Here is an 18654-nt window from a genome sequence, read left to right on the forward strand (position 1 = left end):
CCTACAATGATTGGAGCAAGCCCATTCGGCACCGAGAATTTCATGACTCCGCCCCTCGACCGCTTCTCCCCCGCCTTCGGCCTCGGCAACCCGCACCTGCAAACGCTGTGGGGACCGCTGTGGCGCAAAACCACGCACATCGAACGCCAGCGCGAACGGCTGTGGCTGGCAGACGGCGATTTTCTCGACCTCGACTGGCATGGACCCCATGACGCAACCACCCCGCTGGTGCTGGTACTGCACGGGCTGACCGGCTCGTCCAACTCGCCCTATGTAGCCGGCCTGCAAAAAGCCCTCGCAACCCAAGGCTGGGCCAGCGTCGCGCTGAACTGGCGTGGCTGCTCCGGCGAACCCAACCTGCTTGCCCGCAGCTACCATTCCGGCGCCAGTGAAGACCTGGCCGAAACCATCGTTCACCTGCGGGCCAAGCGCCCGTTGGCGCCGCTGTATGCGGTGGGGTATTCACTGGGCGGGAATGTGCTGCTCAAGTACTTGGGCGAAACCGGCGAAGCCTGCGGGCTGCAAGGCGCGGCCGCCGTGTCGGTACCGTTTCGCCTGGATCAGTGCGCCGATCGCATTGGCCTGGGCTTTTCTCGGGTTTATCAGAAGCATTTCATGCGCGAAATGCTGGCCTATATCCGCGTCAAACAAAGCCGGTTTCTCAAGGATGGCCGCGAGGCAGGCCTGAAAACCCTCGCCGACCTGGGCTCGCTGGAGAAGATGCGCACGTTCTGGGACTTTGACGGCCGCGTCACCGCGCCGCTGCACGGGTTCCTCAGTGCCGAGGACTACTACCGCCGCGCCTCCAGCCGCTACTACCTCGGGGGCATTCGCACACCAACCCTGATCATCCAGGCCGCGGACGACCCGTTCGTGTTCGCCCACAGCCTGCCCGAGGCCAGCGAACTGTCGGATTGCACCGAGTTCGAACTGCTGGCCAGGGGCGGGCATGTGGGGTTTGTGGACGGCTCACTGAAGCAGCCAACTTACTACCTGGAACGGCGAATCCCGGAGTGGCTACTGACACAACGCCGATAAAAATGTGGGAGCTCCCACACTTTGGCTCAGACCGGGTCAGGCAGACCTCAGTCGCCTGTTGCAACTTCCCGCTTTGGATCAGTGATCCACTCGCTCCACGACCCCGCGTACAACTTGCCCAACGGGTAACCCGCCAGGCACAGCGCAAACAGGTTGTGGCAGGCAGTCACGCCCGAGCCGCAGTAGGCCACCAGGTCATCCGGCGAGCGGCCTTGCAGCTTGGCGGCGAAGCGTTGCTTGAGCTGGTCCGCCGGCAGGAAACGGCCGTCGCTGCCCAGGTTTTCATTGAATGCGGCACATTGCGCGCCGGGGATATGCCCGGCAACCGGGTCGATCGGCTCCACTTCACCACGAAAACGCGGCTGGGCGCGGGCGTCGATCAGGGTCAGGCCGGGCTGGCCAAGGCGTTTCTGCAGGTGTTCGGCGTCCAGTTGCAAGTGGTTGTCCGGCGTGCCGCTGAAGGTGCCGGGCTCGATCACCGGCGCATCCAGGCTCAACGGGAAGCCCGCCGCGTGCCAGGCTTTTAGGCCGCCATCGAGGATGAACACGCCGTCGCGCTTGCCCAGCCAGGCCAGCAGCCACCAGGCACGGGCGGCATAGGCACCCGGGCCGTCGTCATACAAAACGATATCGCTGTCGGCGTTAACGCCCCATGCCCGCAGTTGCCGGATAAACGCATCCGGCGCCGGCAACGGATGGCGACCGGTCACGCCCTTGATTATCGGCCCGCTGAGGTGGCGCTCCAGGTCGGCATACTGCGCCCCTTCGATATGCCCTTCGGCGTAGCTGCACAGGCCGTAGTCCGGGTCTTCCAGGGCAAAGCGGCAATCGAGGATCACCAGCCCGCCGGACTTCTGGCGCTCGGCCAGTTGCTGGGGGCTGATCAGTTGGGCAAGCGGCATGACTGACTCCTGTGGCTAGGTTAGCGTTCGGGAAACATCCTACTTCACTTCTTCCAGCGCCTGATTCAACGGCACGTAAAACTCTTTAAACAGCGCATCCACCGCGTCCTTGGCCTTGGGGGTGATAAACCCGGCTTCCAGCACCAGCACCTGGTATACACCGCGTTTGATGGCCTCAGCGCTCAGGTGCGTGGACTTTTCATTGGTGGTGCACAGGAAGCGCACCCATGAGGTGAGGATGATCCAGGCGTTGAGGGTCAGGGCTTCGGTTTGCACCGGGTCCATGTTCAGGATGCCGGCATCGACAAACCCCTGGTAGATGGCTGCGCCCTGGATCAGGCAACGCTGGGAGAACCGCCGGTAGCCGGTGGCCAGCTCCGGGTCGCTTTCCAGCAGGTGTTCGAGGTCACGGTGCAGGAAGCGGTAGCGCCACATGCCGGCGAGCACCGCCTGCAGGTAGAAGCGCTTGTCTTCCACGGTCACCGCACGGCCCTGGGGCGGGCGCAGGAAACTGTCCACCAACGCTTCGTACTCACGAAACAGCACCGCGATAATCGCCTGCTTGTTGGGGAAGTGGTAGTACAGGTTGCCCGGGGAAATTTCCATATGGGCGGCGATATGGTTGGTGCTGACACTGCGCTCGCCCTGCTGGTTAAACAGCTCCAGGCTGGTTTGCACAATGCGCTCGCTGGTCTTTACTCGTGGTGCCATGGGAAATCAACTTCTAGACCCGTGATGGCGGCATCTTACGGACTATCCTTGTCCGGATAAATCGGCACGTTGTGCAATGTTATTTGACAATTTAGAGCAATGACTCTAAAAACTGAAGCATTCCAATAACAATCGGGAACTTCGCCATGTCTGCCAACGTTGCCTACCTGCAAGATTCCCAGGCGCTGGACCAGCTCCAGGAACTGTTCGACGCGCAGCGCCAAGCCTACGCCGCCAACCCGATGCCGCCGGCCGCCCAGCGCCAGCAATGGCTCAAGGCCTTGCGCGAGCTGCTGAGTGACGAGCGCCAGGCGCTGATCAACGCCATCAGCAGTGATTTCAGCCACCGCAGCGCCGACGAAACCCTGTTCGCCGAACTGATGCCCAGCCTGCATGGCATTCACTACGCCAGCAAACACCTCAAGGGTTGGATGAAACCTTCCCGCCGCGCTGTAGGCATTGCCTTCCAGCCCGCGTCCGCCAAGGTCATCTATCAACCCCTGGGTGTGGTCGGGGTGATCGTGCCCTGGAACTATCCGTTGTACCTGGCCATCGGCCCGCTGGTGGGTGCATTGGCGGCCGGCAACCGGGTGATGCTCAAGCTCAGCGAATCCACCCCCGCCACCGGCCAGTTGCTCAAGACGCTGCTGGCGAAGATCTTCCCCGAGGACCTGGTGTGCGTGGTGCTCGGCGAGGCTGAAGTGGGCATGGCGTTTTCCAAGCTGCGCTTCGACCACCTGCTGTTCACCGGCGCCACCAGCATCGGCAAGCACGTGATGCGCGCGGCGGCCGAACACCTGACGCCGGTCACCCTGGAACTGGGCGGCAAATCACCGGCGATTGTTTCCGCCGACGTGCCGCTCAAGGACGCCGCCGAACGCATCGCCTTCGGCAAGGCGCTGAATGCCGGGCAAACCTGCGTGGCGCCGGACTACGTGCTGGTGCCGGAAGACCGTGTAGACGGCTTCGTCGAGGCCTACAGCAAGGCGGTTCGCGGGTTCTATCCGACCCTGGCCGACAACCCGGACTACACCGCCATCATCAACGAACGACAGTTAACCCGGCTCAACGGCTACGTGAAAGACGCCACTGACAAGGGTGCCACCCTGGTCCCGCTGTACGACCAGGGCCAGGACCGCCGCATGGCCCACAGCCTGCTGCTGAATGTCAGCGACGAGATGACCGTGATGCAGGACGAAATCTTCGGCCCGGTGCTGCCGATCGTGCCGTATCGCGGCCTCGACCAGGCCTTTGCCTACATCAATCAGCGCCCTCGCCCACTGGCGCTGTATTACTTCGGCTACGACAAGGCGGAACAGAACCGCGTACTGCACGAAACCCATTCCGGCGGCGTGTGCCTGAACGACACGTTGCTGCACGTAGCCCAGGACGACATGCCCTTCGGCGGCATCGGCCCGTCGGGCATGGGCCATTACCACGGCCATGAAGGTTTCCTGACCTTCAGCAAGGCCAAGGGCGTGCTGATCAAGCAACGCCTGAACGCGGCCAAGCTGATTTACCCGCCCTATGGCAAATCCATCCAGAAGTTGATCCAGAAGCTGTTCGTCCGCTAACAAACCCATCACCGGGATAACAATAAGAATGAACCCTAGCCTGACTGAATCACCCGCGCTGTCACGGCGCGGCGTCTTGAAACTCGGCCTGTGCGCCAGCGCCTTCCTGGCCACCGCCGGGCTGGGCGCCAGCCTCAGCGGCTGCTCCAGCAGCACCCCGGCCAGCGGCTTTGCGATGTTGCGCAGCAGTGACCTGCCGTTTTTGCGGGCAGTGATTCCGGTGCTGCTGGAGGGCGTGGCCAGCGCCGAGGTAGTGGTGGCCGGGATCGACGACACCCTGAAAAAGCTCGACTTCAGCCTGCAACACCTGTCGCCCGAGATGTTCAAGCTGACCCAGCAACTGTTCGACGTATTGGGCATGGCCGTCACCCGTGGGCCGCTGACCGGGGTGTGGGGCAGCTGGGAAAACGCCAGCGGCGAACAGATCCGCAACTTCCTGCACCGTTGGGAAAACAGCTACCTGAACCTGCTGCGCATGGGCCAGGGCTCGTTGCTCAAACTGGTGATCATGGCCTGGTATTTCCGCCCCGAGTCCTGGGCGCATTGCGGCTACCCCGGCCCACCGAAAATCTGATCTGCATCCCGATAAAAACAAGAGACGACCCTGATGCCCGTACCTGATCTGTTCCGCGATGGCATGGCCCGCGGCTGGAAGACCCACAATGGCGCCGCCCTCGACCAGGACCTGACCCTGGAAGCCGACGTCGCGATCATCGGCAGCGGCGCCGGCGGCGGCACCACCGCCGAAATCCTCAGCGCCGCCGGCTACAAGGTGCTGCTGATCGAAGAAGGCCCGCTGAAGACCAGCAACGACTTCAAGCTGCTGGAAGACGAGGCCTACGCCAGCCTCTACCAGGAAGGCATCGGCCGCATGAGCAAGGACGGCGCTATCACCATCCTGCAGGGCCGCGCGGTCGGCGGCACCACGCTGATCAACTGGACCTCCAGCTTCCGCACCCCGGACCCGACCCTCGCCCACTGGGCCAGCGAGTACGCGGTCAAGGGCCACAGCAGCGCCGAAATGGCGCCCTGGTTCGAAAAAATGGAACAACGCCTGGGCATCGCGCCTTGGGCCATGCCACCGAATGCCAACAATGACGTGATCCGCAAGGGCTGCGAAAAGCTTGGCTACAGCTGGCACGTGATCCCGCGCAATGTGCGCGGCTGTTTCAACCTGGGGTATTGCGGCATGGGTTGCCCGGTCAACGCCAAGCAATCAATGCTGGTGACCACCATTCCGTCCACCCTGGAGAAAGGCGGCGAGCTGCTGTACCTGGCCCGCGCCGAACGCCTGAAGTTCAGCGGCGACACCATCACCAGCCTCGAATGCGTGGCCATGGATCAGTTTTGCGTGGCACCCACCGGCCGCAAGATCACAGTCAAAGCCAAGCATTACGTACTGGCCGGCGGCGGCATCAACAGCCCGGCGCTGCTGCTGCGCTCGGACGCACCCGATCCCCACTCGCGCCTGGGCAAGCGAACCTTTTTACACCTGGTGAATTTTTCCGCCGGGTTGTTCGACGAGGTGATCAACCCGTTCTACGGCGCGCCGCAGTCGATTTATTCCGATCACTTCCAATGGCAGGACGGCACTACCGGCAAAATGTCCTACAAGCTCGAAGTACCGCCACTGCATCCGGGCCTGGCCAGCACCTTGCTCGGCGGCTACGGCACGCAGAACGCGCTGGACATGGGTCAACTGCCGAAAACCCACGCCATGCTGGCGCTGCTGCGGGACGGCTTCCACCCCGACAGCCCGGGTGGCACAGTCGAATTACGCGGCGATGGCACACCGGTGCTCGATTATCAGGTTTCGCCCTACGCCTGGGACGGCCTGCGCCGGGCATTCCACAGCATGGCGGAGATTCAGTTTGCCGGCGGCGCCAAGTCGGTGATGCCGCTGCACGGCGATGCGCGCTACGTGAACACCTTGGCTGAAGCCCGCAGCATGATCGACGGGTTGAACCTCGAATTGCACCGAACCCGGCTCGGCAGCGCTCATGTAATGGGCGGTTGCGCGATGGGGGAAGAACCGAAAAACGCCGTGGCCGACAGCCTTGGGCGCCATCATCAACTGCGCAACTTGTCGATCCACGATGGCTCGCTATTCCCCACCAGCATTGGCGCTAACCCGCAGTTATCGGTGTATGGATTGACGGCGCAACTGGCGACGGCATTGGCCGAACGTCTGAAAACGGCCTGAAAAAACCGGGTATTCGCGGTGTCTATAGTGCTTTCTTCTGAATAAGTTGACTTGGCCGACCGGGATGGCTGCGATACCATCCGGTTCCCCAACGGACTCCGCCAGGACGACGCGATGAACCGAGTGTTGTACCCAGGTACCTTCGACCCAATCACCAAGGGCCATGGCGATCTGGTCGAACGCGCCTCGCGCTTGTTCGACCATGTGATTATCGCGGTCGCTGCCAGCCCCAAGAAAAACCCGCTGTTTCCCCTGGAACAGCGCGTGGAGCTGGCCCGTGAGGTCACCAAGCATCTGCCCAACGTTGAAGTGGTCGGCTTCTCGACGCTGCTGGCGCACTTCGCCAAGGAACAGAACGCCAATGTGTTCCTGCGCGGCCTGCGGGCGGTGTCGGACTTCGAATACGAATTCCAGCTGGCCAACATGAACCGCCAACTGGCGCCGGACGTGGAAAGCCTGTTTCTTACGCCTTCGGAACGTTATTCGTTCATTTCCTCGACGTTGGTCCGGGAAATCGCGGCGTTGGGCGGGGATATCACCAAGTTCGTGCACCCGGCTGTGGCGGATGCTCTCACCCTGCGATTCAAGAAATAATCCCGGACAGTAGGAGCTGGCTTGCCAGCGATCCAGGCGCCACGGTGCAACTGACCCATCGCCATCGCCGGCAAGCCGGCTCCTACTGTCCATCGCTGTGACTCGCACTGCGGGCGCCAATGCGGCACAATTGCGCGCATTAGTTTTCAGATGCCTTGGCTGACAGCCCTGGCAGGAGTTTCCATGTCCCTGATCATCACCGACGATTGCATCAACTGCGACGTCTGCGAACCCGAGTGCCCGAACGCTGCCATTTCCCAGGGTGAAGAGATCTATGTGATCGACCCCAACCTGTGCACCCAGTGTGTCGGCCACTACGACGAACCCCAGTGCCAGCAGGTTTGCCCGGTGGATTGCATTCCGCTGGACGAGGCTCATCCGGAAACGGAAGAGCAACTGATGGAGAAGTACCGGTTGATTACCGGGAAGGCCTAAGTCCCTTGGCGCTTCATTAAGCCCCTTCGCGAGCAAGCCTGCTCCCACATTCGACCGAGTTCCACCTTTGGAATGCAGTCGAATGTGGGAGCGGGCTTGCTCGCGAATAGGCCATCAGCAGCACCACAAATTGTCAGCTCTGACACTTCGGGCAAAACACACTCGCCCGCTGCCCCAGTATTACGTTGCGCAACTCAGCCCCACAGACCTTGCACGCCTCGCCACCACGGCCATAGACGAACAATTCCTGCTGGAAATACCCCGGCTGTCCGTCGCCACCGATAAAGTCCCGCAGCGTGGTGCCGCCGCGCTCGATGGCCGCCGCCAGGATGCGTTTGATCTCGATCGCCAGCTTCAGGTAACGCCCACGGGAAATGCCCTTGGCTTCACGACGCGGATCAATCCCGGCGGCAAACAGCGCTTCCGTCGCATAGATATTGCCCACGCCCACCACCACCGCGTTGTCCATGATGAACGGCTTCACCGCCATCGAGCGTCCACGGGACAGCTGGAATAGCCGCTCGCCGTCGAACAGGTCGGTCAACGGCTCCGGCCCCAGGCGGATCAGCAGCTCGTGGTTCAGCGGGTCGAGGCTCCAGAGCATCGCGCCAAAGCGTCGCGGGTCGGTGTAGCGCAGGGCCAGGCCCGACTCCAGTTCTATATCCACATGCTCATGCTTGGCCGCCGGGCTGCCGGCTTCCACCAGGCGCAAATTGCCCGACATCCCCAAGTGGCTGATCAGCGTGCCGACCTCGGCATTGATCAACAAATACTTGGCCCGCCGCTCCACCAGCACGATGCGTTGCCCGGACAGCCGCACATCCAGGTCTTCCGGGATCGGCCAGCGCAGGCGCCGCTCACGCACCACCACACGGCTGACCCGCTGGCCTTCCAGGTGCGGCGCAATTCCGCGCCGGGTGGTTTCGACTTCCGGTAACTCGGGCATGTGTACCTCTTGGAAAAAGGGTTAGTGCGCGCCCAGCTCGCGGATCGACAACTTCAAGCTCTCGAAGTCGTAGTCCGACAGGCCGATATGGTCCAGCACCAGCGGGCCGATGGCGTTCCACTCATGGTCATCCACCTGGTTGCCCAGCACGCGGTACGACGCACAAATGTGCTCGGCCATCTTCAGGATCGCCAGCAGGTTTTTCAGCTGCGGCTTGTGGTTGGACTCGTCGCTGAAAATCGCCAGGGCATTGTGGTGATTGGCGATGGCATCGGTCACATGTTCCGGCAGGCGCCAGGATTTGGCGGTGTAGTAACCCACCACGGCATGGTTGGTGTTGAACGCCTGGTTCTCGGTGTCGACCACACGGCACTCCGGGCCGGCGTTGGCATAGGCCTCTTCCAGCACACTCATGTAGTTCGGGAAACGCTTGAGCATCAACGGCACGCCACAATCGTGGAACAGCCCCAATGCGTAGGCTTCATCGACCGCCTGGCTGCCGGTGCGCTTGGCCAGGGCCAGGCAGGTCATGGCCACGTCCTGGGCGGTGTCCCAGAAACGGTTGAGGGTGACGATCGTGTCGTCGCTCATCTCGCCCTTGATCGACTGCGCGTTGATCAGGTTGACGATGGAGCGGCTGCCCAGCAGGTTCACCGCGCGCTGGATCGAGACGATCTTGTTGCTCAGACCGTAATACGGCGAATTGACGATCTTCAGCAGCGAGCCGGAGAGGCCCGGGTCCTGGGCGATCAACCGGGCGATCACTTCCAGGTCCGGATCGGGCATGTACTGCTCCATCTGCAAATCCACCATGATTTGCGGTTGAGGCGGCACACTGATGCCTTGGAGGCTCTGTTGGATCTGTTCGGCGGATAGCTCTTGGGACATAGGGGGCACACTCTGGACTAGGCGGCGATTCTAACCTTTATGGCAACCAGGCTGACACCTCAAAAACCCGAACTGAAACCGGACCGAATATGGGAGCGGGCTTGCCTGCGATGCAGACGGCTCGGTCTTTCAGATAACCGAGGTGATGCTATCGCAGGCAAGCCCGCTCCCACAGGGACATCACAACCCACATGTCCGGCGGCGCCGCCAAGTACCGCACAACACGGTATACTCCCGCTCTTTTTTCCGGAGCGACGTCATGTCCCTGCCAAGCCTGCGTCTCAAAGCCAACGCCGATCGTCGTTTGCGCAACGGCCACCTGTGGGTCTACAGCAACGAAATCGATGTGGCCGCCACACCTCTTCACGGCTTCCAGGCAGGCGACCAGGCGATCCTGGAAGCAGCCGGCGGCAAGACCCTCGGCATCGTGGCCATGAGCCCGAACAACCTGATCTGCGCCCGCCTGCTGTCCCGCGACATCAAGTTGCCGCTGGACAAGTCGCTGCTGGTACACCGCATCAACGTGGCCCTGTCCCTGCGTGACCGCCTGTTCGACAAGCCGTTCTACCGCCTGGTGTACGGCGATTCCGACCTGTTGCCGGGCCTGGTGGTCGACCGTTTCGGCGACATCCTGGTGGTGCAGATCGCTTCGGCGACCATGGAAGCCCACAAGGAAGACGTGATCGCCGCACTGACCCAAGTGCTCAAGCCAAGCGGCATCCTGTTCAAGAACGACTCCGCCGCGCGTGATGCCGAAGGCCTCAACCGCTACGTCGAAACCGTATTCGGCCTGGTGCCGGAGTGGGTTGCCCTCGAAGAAAACGGCGTGAAGTTCGAAGCGCCGGTGATCCAGGGCCAGAAGACCGGCTGGTTCTACGACCACCGCATGAACCGCGCCCGCCTGGCCCCGTATGCCAAAGGCAAACGCGTACTCGACCTGTACAGCTACATCGGCGGCTGGGGCGTGCAAGCGGCCGCCTTCGGTGCCAGTGAAGTGTTCTGCGTCGACGCCTCCGCCTTCGCCCTCGACGGCGTGGAGCGCAACGCGGCACTGAACGGCGTTGCCGAGAAAATGACCTGCATCGAAGGCGACGTGTTCGAAGCCCTCAAAGAGCTGAAAGCCAGCGAAGAGCGTTTCGACGTGATCGTGGCCGACCCGCCTGCCTTCATCAAGCGCAAGAAAGACATGAAGAACGGCGAAGGCGCCTACCGCCGCCTGAACGAGCAAGCCATGCGCCTGCTCAGCAAGGACGGCATCCTGGTCAGCGCTTCGTGCTCGATGCACTTGCCGGAAGACGACCTGCAAAACATCCTGCTGACCAGCGCCCGTCACCTGGATCGCAACATCCAGATGCTGGAACGCGGCGGCCAGGGCCCGGACCACCCGGTGCACCCGGCGATTGCCGAGACCCGGTATATCAAGAGCATTACTTGCCGGTTGTTGCCGAATAGCTGAGTTTTTCCCGCGATGCTGCCCGACTGGCTCCGGGCAGCATCAATTCACAAAGCCGCCCCTTCAAATAAAAGCAAACTTTTTCATTTCTTGTACAACGTCAAAAACCACATATAGCTTCATCGTTACAGCAAAAACATACTACAACGCCATCAGAATCCTCCCACGCCTTCTGACTAGATAAATCTAAAACCAGCGCCTAGCCTAGCTTCTGTCACAATCATTTTGTGTGACAGCCATTTAACTTAATGAAATGGAGAGCTGATATGTACGCAATCGTTCTTGAGTCAAAAGCACTGGCAGCATTCGCATTGATTGGAATGCCTAAATAAGTCGTTGATGACAAGCTGGGTTGTACGCCAACCCAGCCCTAAGAATGGGAAGAAAACAATGCACATAAATCCCAACTTATTTTTCTTAACCAAATCACAACATCTGATTATCTGGAACTACAAAACTCATGAGCAATTTGAATTAGATCGCGTGCACTCGCAGCGACTGCTAGAGCTAATATACGACCTTTCGCTTTATAACCCTGAGTTTAGGATCGACTCGACGTTCACTCACCATGCAATTATTCAACAAGGTGCGCCAACGTTAGATAACCAGTGGGGATGGGATGACTTGTCGAGGATATTCCACATCGGTACAAAAGACTTATCAGACGCTGATCAACCTACAGACAGCGTCAGTTGGGCAGCTCATTATTTGGCCCACTGCCAGGGCGTAATGCGCAAGAGTCCTCCTGACTCGAATCGGTTCGCCCATCTCCAATCAGAAGACTTCATCAGTCTACCGCAACCCTCACCAAACGATTCTCTCAGAACATACCCGTTACTGCAACACACGTTAATTAAGCGAAAAACCTGCCGCACCTATTTAAACAAAAGCATTTCTTTAGAAGACCTGAGTACGTTGCTCTACCTGTCTCTAGGGCACTTGAAAGAACGCCTGCAAGACACCTCACATTTAACGCCCCCCTCTTTCCGCGCTAGACGAAGCAGCCCATCAGGTGGTGGATTAAGCTCCAGCGAAGGTTATGTGTATGCGCACAACATAAGAGGCGTAAATCCCGGATTTTATTATTATCACCCGGAGTTACACGCACTCAGGCTGATTCGTCGAATACAAGAGCCTCTTGGAAACTACCTTAACGGCCAGCACTTCATCGACAATCTTCCGTTTGGTATTTTCATTACATCACGATTCGACAAACTGTGGTGGAAGTACCCACACTCCAGAGCCTACCGAGTTGCCCTGATAGAAGCCGGACACATCTCACAAACAGCTCAGCTCATTTCAACCGCCATAGGGCTTAACACTTGGATTTCCTCCGCTCTCAACGACACCAAGATCGAGAAAGCCCTTGGCATACAGGACCTTAAAGAGCAGTTGGTACTTTTCGTAGGCGCCGGTTACAGCGACGGTCAGGTTTTCAGCGATGAATTCGAAAAGCTTTTGAGGACTGATTGAGGCCTTGGCGATGCAGCCTTTTACAGCATGCCTTTGGAAGAGAATGACTCCACCTTTATTGATTGAATTCTCGCCACCCAAGGCTAATATCGGTTTTTGGCACCCCACCGGAAATAAAAACAATGTCTGAGTCTTCCTGCTCGCCCTTACTCGGCAGCGAGATAAAACGCCACCAATTCTCACGCTTCATCCTCATCACTTGCATCTCACTTATCAGCTTCTTCCCGATCAACATCCTGCTGCCCTCCTTCCCCGCCTTGGCTGAAAGGTTCGATACACCCACCGCCGATGTGGCGCTGTCCATCAGCCTGTTCACGCTGGTTTTTTCGATTTCCCAACTGGTCGCCGGACCGCTGTCGGATAAATGGGGCCGCAAGGAAGTCCTGCTCGGTTGCATCACGCTATCGATCCTGGGTGCGATAGGTTGCGCATTATCGACGGACTACCTGAGCTTCCTGCTGTTTCGCTCGGTCCAGGCCATGGGTTGCGGCTTCTTCGTACTGGGCCACGCGTTAGTGGAGGACCTGTTCGAAGAACAGGATCGCGCCCGTGTGCGCCTCTACTACATGACCCTGAGCGGCTCGTTCGTCGCCTTGTCACCGCTGATCGGCTCCTGGTTGCAAACCACCTTCGACTGGCAAGGTAGTTTCTATGGGTTCGCACTGATGGCGTCGGGCATGTTGATCCATGCGTTCTGCATACTGCCCTCCAAGTCCGCCAGCCCGCACCGCACGCAGGTGTCGATCATCGGCACGCTGAAAGATGTCGCAACCAATCGCGACTTCCTGCGTTACTGGTGGATCGCCGCGTTGGTGTTCGCCTGCTACTTCGCCTTGATCAGCGTGACACCGTTGATTTTCATGGACTCGCTGAAACTCTCCGAATACCAGTACGCACTGGTACTCATGGTGTATGGCGTGGCCTATCTGCTCGGTGGCTTGGCGGCGTCGTATCTTCAAAAACGCATCTCGCTGTCCCGGCAAATCAACATCGGCCTTGGATTGCTGCTTGTCGCAGGCGTGCTTCTGATGCTGATCGTCGGTCTTGGAGCTATCACCACCATCACCCTGCTGATCCCGATGCTGATCAGCGCCCTGGCCGTGACCCTGGTACGCCCCGCCGCGATTTCCGCGGCCATGTTGCTGTTCTCCAGCAGCGCCGGCACCGCCGCGTCGGCCGGCAACAGCATCATGTTCATCACCGCCGCCGTCAGCAGCGCCGCCCTCGCCCAAGCCGGGGCCAACCTGCTGATGACCATCGCCATCAGCTTCATCGTGTTCAGCGTTTGGGGCGTGGTGACGAACGCCCGGGTCGGTCGCTGACCATGAAACTTGCACACCCACACGTCTCGTAAGCGCTATCTACACGCTGGCGGCCATTCCCTCCGGCCGCCAGCGGTGTAGAATCGGACCTATTCATCGCCAGTCATCCCCCGGCGGGTTTATGAGCTCGAGGCCCAAGCAAGCGGCGATCCCGCGACGCGAGTGGCAACTTCCGGACACACGGCCATTTATCGGGTGTTCCAGTCGTCAATTAGAAGCTCACTCCCCTTTAGTACTTGATTAGCCGCCCGGAGTGCTCCAATGCCTGATTACCGCTCGAAAACATCCACCCACGGCCGCAACATGGCCGGCGCCCGCGCACTGTGGCGCGCCACGGGGATGAAAGATGACGACTTCAAGAAGCCGATCATCGCGATTGCCAACTCGTTCACCCAGTTCGTACCCGGCCACGTCCACCTCAAGGACCTGGGCCAACTGGTCGCCCGCGAGATCGAACGCGCCGGCGGTGTAGCGAAAGAATTCAACACCATCGCCGTGGATGACGGCATCGCCATGGGCCATGACGGCATGCTGTATTCCCTGCCGAGCCGCGAGATCATCGCCGACTCCGTGGAGTACATGGTCAACGCCCACTGCGCCGACGCCATTGTGTGCATCTCCAACTGCGACAAGATCACCCCCGGCATGCTGATGGCCGCCCTGCGCCTGAACATCCCGGTGATCTTCGTCTCCGGCGGCCCGATGGAAGCCGGCAAGACCAAGCTCGCCTCCCACGGCCTCGACCTGGTGGACGCCATGGTCATCGCCGCCGATTCCAGCGCTTCTGACGAGAAGGTCGCGGAATACGAGCGCAGCGCCTGCCCTACCTGCGGTTCGTGCTCCGGCATGTTCACCGCCAACTCGATGAACTGCCTGGTGGAAGCCTTAGGGCTCGCCTTGCCGGGCAACGGCTCGACACTGGCCACCCACAGCGACCGCGAGCAACTGTTCCTGCAGGCCGGCCGCACCATCGTCGAGCTGTGCAAGCGCTACTACACCGAGAACGATGAGTCGGTGTTGCCGCGCAACATCGCCAACTTCAAGGCGTTCGAAAACGCCATGACCCTGGACATCGCCATGGGCGGTTCCACCAACACCATCCTGCACTTGCTGGCCGCCGCGCAAGAAGCCGAGATCGACTTCGACCTGCGGGACATCGACCGCCTGTCGCGCCACGTGCCGCAACTGTGCAAAGTCGCGCCGAACATCCAGAAGTACCACATGGAAGACGTGCACCGCGCCGGCGGGATCTTCTCGATCCTCGGCTCCCTGGCCCGTGGCGGCCTGTTGCACACCGACCTGCCGACCGTGCACAGCAAATCCATCGCCGAAGGCATCGCCAAGTGGGACATCACCCAAACCACTGACGAAGCCGTGCATCACTTCTTCAAGGCCGGCCCGGCCGGCATCCCGACGCAGACCGCGTTCAGCCAGTCGACCCGTTGGGAAACCCTCGACGACGACCGTGAAAACGGCTGCATCCGCAGTGTCGAGCATGCCTATTCGAAAGAGGGCGGCCTGGCCGTGCTGTACGGCAACATCGCGCTGGATGGCTGCGTGGTGAAAACTGCCGGTGTCGACGAGTCGATCCACGTGTTCGAAGGCCGCGCCAAGATCTACGAAAGCCAGGACAGCTCGGTACGCGGCATCCTCGCTGACGAAGTGAAGGAAGGCGACATCGTCATCATCCGTTACGAAGGCCCGAAAGGCGGCCCGGGCATGCAAGAGATGCTGTACCCGACGTCGTACCTGAAATCCAAGGGCCTGGGCAAAGCCTGCGCCTTGCTGACCGACGGCCGTTTCTCCGGCGGGACCTCGGGCCTGTCCATCGGCCACGCTTCGCCGGAAGCTGCTGCGGGCGGCGCCATCGGCCTGGTGCAGGATGGCGACAAGGTGCTGATCGACATTCCGAACCGCTCGATCAACCTGTTGATCAGCGATGAAGAACTGGCGGCACGCCGGGTCGAGCAGGACAAGAAAGGCTGGAAGCCGGTGGAGAAGCGTCCGCGCAAAGTCACCACCGCCTTGAAGGCTTATGCCCTGCTGGCCACCAGTGCCGACAAAGGTGCTGTGCGTAACAAGGCGATGCTTGACGGTCTGTAAGCCTCGCCCATAAAAATGCCCCGCCATGTGCGGGGCATTTTTTTGTCTGGAGATAATTCCCCAAACAAAGAAGATCAACTGTGGGAGCGGGCTTGCTCGCGAATTGCGGTGTGCCAGTTACTGAATAAGCTGGCTGATCCACCGCCTTCGCGAGCAAGCCCGCTCCCACATTTTTGACCGAGTCCAGCCGTAATTACTGAATCTCGTCCGGCTTGACGATCACCCAGTTTTTATCCGCCGTCACCGGCAACCCTTCCTTGGCCTGGGCCGCAGCGTGCTTGGCCATCATGCCGTTGAGCTGGGTCATGTATTTGTCTTTACGGTTGATCCACAGGTGGATGCCGCCCTTGGCCACGTCCACGTCATGGAACAGCATGTAGCCGTCACTGGTCGGCGTGTCGCCACCGACGATCACCGGTTTTTTCCACTCGTCGATATAGGTCAGGATCGCTGCGTGCTTGCCGGCCATCCAGGTGGCCGGGGTCCACAGGTACGGGGTCAGCTCCAGGCCGAGGTTGGCCTTCTCGTCATACTTGCCGGCGGCAATCTGTTTGCGGGCGGTGGTCAGCTCGCCGGTCTTGCGGTCCTTGAGCAAGGTGCTCACGCCGATGACGTTCTCGGGTTTGACGTTGTAGCCGTACTTCGGATCGGCCGCGACCATGCGCACCAGTTCCTCGGACGCGGCGGTCATCACGTAGACCTCGATGCCGTTTTCCATCAGCTTGTTGAACAGCTCAGCCTGGCCGGTGAAGACCTTCGGCGGCTGCACTTCCATGTTCTTGACCACGTCACCGTCGTAATAGGTGACCGGCACCGGCTTGCCCGACGCCATCATCTCGTCGACGTAGCCCTTGAGTTCCTTGAGGGTGAAGCCGGAGAAAATCTGCGCGACCCACGGGTAGCAGACCATGTCGTCGACTTCGCAGAGGCGGTAGTAGTAACTGAAGAGGCTTTCCTTGTGGTCAGCGGTGTCTTTGAACGGGATCAGCTTCAGGGAAGGGTCCATGGTGTCGCGGGTGATCAGGCCCTTGTTTTCCAGGTACGGCAGCAACGACTCTTCAAGGTCGTAGCGGTAACTGGTGTTGTCCATGTCGAACACCGCGAAGTTGCCCTTGTTGGCATTGGCGGCAATCATCGTGTCCAGTTGCTTGGCGGCAGCCGCCGGCCAGTGTTTCAACTCGGTGGCGGCAAAGGCCTGGCTCGCAAGGCCCAGGCACAGCGCGGCGGCAAACAGTTTCGGCGCTAGCTTCATGTGCGTTTTCTCCCTGAGTGAAAGACATCGACGCTAACAAATCTGTATGACAGTTATCGCCCGAGCGCGACCGCTTTCGTCGTGATCGCGCCAATGCCATACGCCTGCGCGTCATTCGCTTATTCCAAAAACGACAGTCACCATGCGATAACGTTATTAAATCAATATATTTCAAGCTGTTAGGCTTGCCGGTTCGCAATCGCAGGCTCCTGCGATTGGCTGCCTTCTCAACGGAGCTTCAATGAATCTGCCCCTGATTCTCAACTTACTGGTGTTCGTGGCCCTGCTGCTGGGCCTGGCACAAACCCGTCGAACCAACTGGAGCCTCGCCAAGAAGGTCTTGTTTGCGTTGGTACTCGGCGTGATCTTCGGTGTGGTGCTGCACGCGATCTACGGTGCCGGCAACCCGGTGCTCAAGGCCTCGATCGGCTGGTTCGACCTGGTCGGCAACGGTTACGTGCAGTTGCTGCAAATGATCGTGATCCCGCTGGTGTTCGCCTCGATCCTCAGCGCCGTGGCCCGTCTGCATAACGCCTCGTCCCTGGGCAAGATCAGCTTCCTGACCATCGGCACGCTGCTGTTCACCACGGCGATTGCGGCGCTGATCGGTATCGGCCTGACCAACCTGTTCGGCCTCACCGCCGAAGGCCTGGTGGCCGGCACCCAGGAAATGGCGCGCCTGCAAGTGATCCAGAGTGATTACGCGGGCAAGGTCGCCGACCTGAATATCCCGCAACTGCTGCTGTCGTTCATCCCGCAGAACCCGTTCGCCGACCTGGCCCGGGCCAAGCCGACGTCGATCATCAGTGTGGTGATCTTCGCTGCATTCCTTGGGGTTGCCGCGCTGCAACTGCTCAAGGATGACGTGGAAAAAGGCCAGAAAGTCCTCAACGCCATCGACACCCTGCAAGCCTGGGTGATGCGCCTGGTGCGCCTGGTGATGAAGCTGACCCCGTACGGCGTATTGGCGCTGATGACCAAAGTGGTCGCCAGTTCCAACCTGCAAGACATCATCAAGCTCGGCAGTTTTGTGGTGGTGTCGTACCTGGCCCTGGGCCTGATGTTTGTGGTGCATGGCCTGCTGCTGTCGCTGGCCGGGATCAACCCGCTGCGGTTCTTCCGCAAGGTCTGGCCGGTGCTGACGTTCGCCTTCACCAGCCGCTCCAGCGCCGCGAGCATTCCGCTGAGCATTGAAGCGCAGACCCGTCGTTTGGGGATCCCGCAGTCCATCGCCGGCTTTGCCGCCTCGTTTGGCGCGACGATTGGCCAGAACGGTTGTGCCGGCCTTTATCCGGCGATGCTGGCGGTGATGGTTGCGCCGACCGTGGGTATCAACCCGCTGGACCCGCTGTGGATCGCGACCCTGGTGGCGATTGTGACCTTGAGTTCGGCCGGTGTGGCGGGCGTGGGCGGCGGTGCGACGTTTGCCGCGCTGATCGTGCTGCCGGCGATGGGCTTGCCGGTATCACTGGTGGCGCTGCTGATTTCGGTTGAGCCGCTGATCGACATGGGCCGTACGGCATTGAACGTGAACGGTTCGATGACGGCGGGGGCGATTACCAGCCAGATCATGCAGCAGACGGATAAAGCGTTGTTGAATGCGGATGAGCATGGGGAGTTGGCGCAGGCTTGACGGCTGAACGTTGTGGCGAGGGAGCTTGCTCCCGCTGGGCTGCGCAGCAGCCCCAAAGCAGGCGACCGAGTTTTCTGAGAGATTGAGGGATCAGCTTTCAGGGCCGCTTCGCAGCACAGCGGGAGCA

At 60.3% G+C, this 18654-nt stretch carries 16 protein-coding genes; 11 read left to right on the top strand and 5 right to left on the bottom strand.

The window, feature by feature from the left end; genetic code table 11:
* Positions 1-42: 42 nt before the first annotated feature.
* Positions 43-1038, top strand: coding sequence for a hydrolase (locus HX815_RS07495; protein WP_177028020.1), 996 nt, complete (start codon positions 43-45; stop codon positions 1036-1038).
* Positions 1039-1085: 47 nt separating this feature from the next.
* Here the strand turns inward: HX815_RS07495 and HX815_RS07500 are convergent, their stop codons facing one another.
* Positions 1086-1940 (bottom strand): sulfurtransferase, encoded by an 855-nt coding sequence (locus tag HX815_RS07500; protein ID WP_008438971.1) that lies wholly within the window; start codon positions 1938-1940, stop codon positions 1086-1088.
* Between the two features lie 39 nt (positions 1941-1979).
* Positions 1980-2651, bottom strand: a complete 672-nt coding sequence (locus HX815_RS07505) for a TetR/AcrR family transcriptional regulator (RefSeq protein WP_003213791.1) — start codon at positions 2649-2651, stop codon at positions 1980-1982.
* 146 nt (positions 2652-2797) lie between these two features.
* Here HX815_RS07505 and HX815_RS07510 point away from each other — a divergent pair, with 146 nt between their 5' ends.
* From HX815_RS07510 to HX815_RS07530, 5 genes are all read left to right on the top strand, one after another.
* On the top strand, positions 2798-4225 hold the full coding sequence (locus HX815_RS07510) for a coniferyl aldehyde dehydrogenase (protein WP_177028021.1): 1428 nt from the start codon (positions 2798-2800) through the stop codon (positions 4223-4225).
* A gap of 28 nt (positions 4226-4253) precedes the next feature.
* Positions 4254-4799 (top strand): twin-arginine translocation pathway signal protein, encoded by a 546-nt coding sequence (locus HX815_RS07515; protein WP_087693254.1) that lies wholly within the window; start codon positions 4254-4256, stop codon positions 4797-4799.
* Positions 4800-4832: 33 nt separating this feature from the next.
* Positions 4833-6428, top strand: coding sequence for a GMC family oxidoreductase (locus HX815_RS07520; RefSeq protein WP_134327474.1), 1596 nt, complete (start codon positions 4833-4835; stop codon positions 6426-6428).
* 114 nt (positions 6429-6542) lie between these two features.
* Positions 6543-7022 (top strand): pantetheine-phosphate adenylyltransferase, encoded by a 480-nt coding sequence (gene coaD, locus HX815_RS07525; RefSeq protein WP_003176711.1) that lies wholly within the window; start codon positions 6543-6545, stop codon positions 7020-7022.
* 183 nt (positions 7023-7205) lie between these two features.
* Positions 7206-7457: a YfhL family 4Fe-4S dicluster ferredoxin gene (locus tag HX815_RS07530; protein ID WP_003213796.1), complete on the top strand. Its 252-nt coding sequence runs from the start codon at positions 7206-7208 to the stop codon at positions 7455-7457.
* 133 nt (positions 7458-7590) lie between these two features.
* Here the strand turns inward: HX815_RS07530 and mutM are convergent, their stop codons facing one another.
* On the bottom strand, positions 7591-8403 hold the full coding sequence (gene mutM, locus HX815_RS07535) for a bifunctional DNA-formamidopyrimidine glycosylase/DNA-(apurinic or apyrimidinic site) lyase (RefSeq protein ID WP_003213797.1): 813 nt from the start codon (positions 8401-8403) through the stop codon (positions 7591-7593).
* Between the two features lie 21 nt (positions 8404-8424).
* Positions 8425-9237 carry an HDOD domain-containing protein gene (locus HX815_RS07540; RefSeq protein WP_173882995.1) on the bottom strand — a complete coding sequence of 271 codons (813 nt, stop codon included), beginning with the start codon at positions 9235-9237 and terminating at the stop codon, positions 8425-8427.
* A gap of 313 nt (positions 9238-9550) precedes the next feature.
* Between HX815_RS07540 and HX815_RS07545 the strand changes: the two genes are divergently transcribed.
* The 4 genes from HX815_RS07545 (at position 9551) to ilvD (ending at position 15642) form a co-directional block, all read left to right on the top strand.
* Positions 9551-10747, top strand: coding sequence for a class I SAM-dependent rRNA methyltransferase (locus HX815_RS07545; RefSeq protein WP_003213799.1), 1197 nt, complete (start codon positions 9551-9553; stop codon positions 10745-10747).
* 336 nt (positions 10748-11083) lie between these two features.
* The gene (locus HX815_RS07550; protein ID WP_371135984.1) at positions 11084-12217 is read left to right on the top strand and encodes a SagB/ThcOx family dehydrogenase; all 1134 of its coding nucleotides are present in this window, start codon (positions 11084-11086) and stop codon (positions 12215-12217) included.
* Positions 12218-12339: 122 nt separating this feature from the next.
* Positions 12340-13539: an MFS transporter gene (locus HX815_RS07555; protein ID WP_177022339.1), complete on the top strand. Its 1200-nt coding sequence runs from the start codon at positions 12340-12342 to the stop codon at positions 13537-13539.
* 261 nt (positions 13540-13800) lie between these two features.
* The gene (gene ilvD, locus HX815_RS07560) at positions 13801-15642 is read left to right on the top strand and encodes a dihydroxy-acid dehydratase (RefSeq protein WP_003213802.1); all 1842 of its coding nucleotides are present in this window, start codon (positions 13801-13803) and stop codon (positions 15640-15642) included.
* Between the two features lie 193 nt (positions 15643-15835).
* Here ilvD and HX815_RS07565 read toward each other — a convergent pair whose 3' ends face one another.
* Positions 15836-16894 carry a phosphorylcholine phosphatase gene (locus HX815_RS07565; protein ID WP_003213803.1) on the bottom strand — a complete coding sequence of 353 codons (1059 nt, stop codon included), beginning with the start codon at positions 16892-16894 and terminating at the stop codon, positions 15836-15838.
* Between the two features lie 241 nt (positions 16895-17135).
* Here HX815_RS07565 and HX815_RS07570 point away from each other — a divergent pair, with 241 nt between their 5' ends.
* Complete coding sequence (locus tag HX815_RS07570; RefSeq protein WP_177028022.1) at positions 17136-18527, top strand: L-cystine transporter; 1392 nt, start codon at positions 17136-17138, stop codon at positions 18525-18527.
* Positions 18528-18654 lie beyond the last annotated feature (127 nt).

It is taken from the genome of Pseudomonas sp. E6002 (genome assembly GCF_013385565.1).
In the GTDB taxonomy this organism is placed as follows: domain Bacteria; phylum Pseudomonadota; class Gammaproteobacteria; order Pseudomonadales; family Pseudomonadaceae; genus Aquipseudomonas.

Coding starts and splice junctions, on each gene's coding strand:
- HX815_RS07505 (WP_003213791.1), bottom strand. CDS start 2,651: ATGGCACCACGAGTAAAGACCAGCGAGCGCATTGTGCAAACCAGCCTG.
- HX815_RS07500 (WP_008438971.1), bottom strand. CDS start 1,940: ATGCCGCTTGCCCAACTGATCAGCCCCCAGCAACTGGCCGAGCGCCAG.
- HX815_RS07510 (WP_177028021.1), top strand. CDS start 2,798: ATGTCTGCCAACGTTGCCTACCTGCAAGATTCCCAGGCGCTGGACCAG.
- coaD (WP_003176711.1), top strand. CDS start 6,543: ATGAACCGAGTGTTGTACCCAGGTACCTTCGACCCAATCACCAAGGGC.
- HX815_RS07530 (WP_003213796.1), top strand. CDS start 7,206: ATGTCCCTGATCATCACCGACGATTGCATCAACTGCGACGTCTGCGAA.
- HX815_RS07515 (WP_087693254.1), top strand. CDS start 4,254: ATGAACCCTAGCCTGACTGAATCACCCGCGCTGTCACGGCGCGGCGTC.
- ilvD (WP_003213802.1), top strand. CDS start 13,801: ATGCCTGATTACCGCTCGAAAACATCCACCCACGGCCGCAACATGGCC.
- HX815_RS07520 (WP_134327474.1), top strand. CDS start 4,833: ATGCCCGTACCTGATCTGTTCCGCGATGGCATGGCCCGCGGCTGGAAG.
- HX815_RS07545 (WP_003213799.1), top strand. CDS start 9,551: ATGTCCCTGCCAAGCCTGCGTCTCAAAGCCAACGCCGATCGTCGTTTG.
- HX815_RS07570 (WP_177028022.1), top strand. CDS start 17,136: ATGAATCTGCCCCTGATTCTCAACTTACTGGTGTTCGTGGCCCTGCTG.
- HX815_RS07565 (WP_003213803.1), bottom strand. CDS start 16,894: ATGAAGCTAGCGCCGAAACTGTTTGCCGCCGCGCTGTGCCTGGGCCTT.
- mutM (WP_003213797.1), bottom strand. CDS start 8,403: ATGCCCGAGTTACCGGAAGTCGAAACCACCCGGCGCGGAATTGCGCCG.
- HX815_RS07550 (WP_371135984.1), top strand. CDS start 11,084: ATGACAAGCTGGGTTGTACGCCAACCCAGCCCTAAGAATGGGAAGAAA.
- HX815_RS07495 (WP_177028020.1), top strand. CDS start 43: ATGACTCCGCCCCTCGACCGCTTCTCCCCCGCCTTCGGCCTCGGCAAC.
- HX815_RS07555 (WP_177022339.1), top strand. CDS start 12,340: ATGTCTGAGTCTTCCTGCTCGCCCTTACTCGGCAGCGAGATAAAACGC.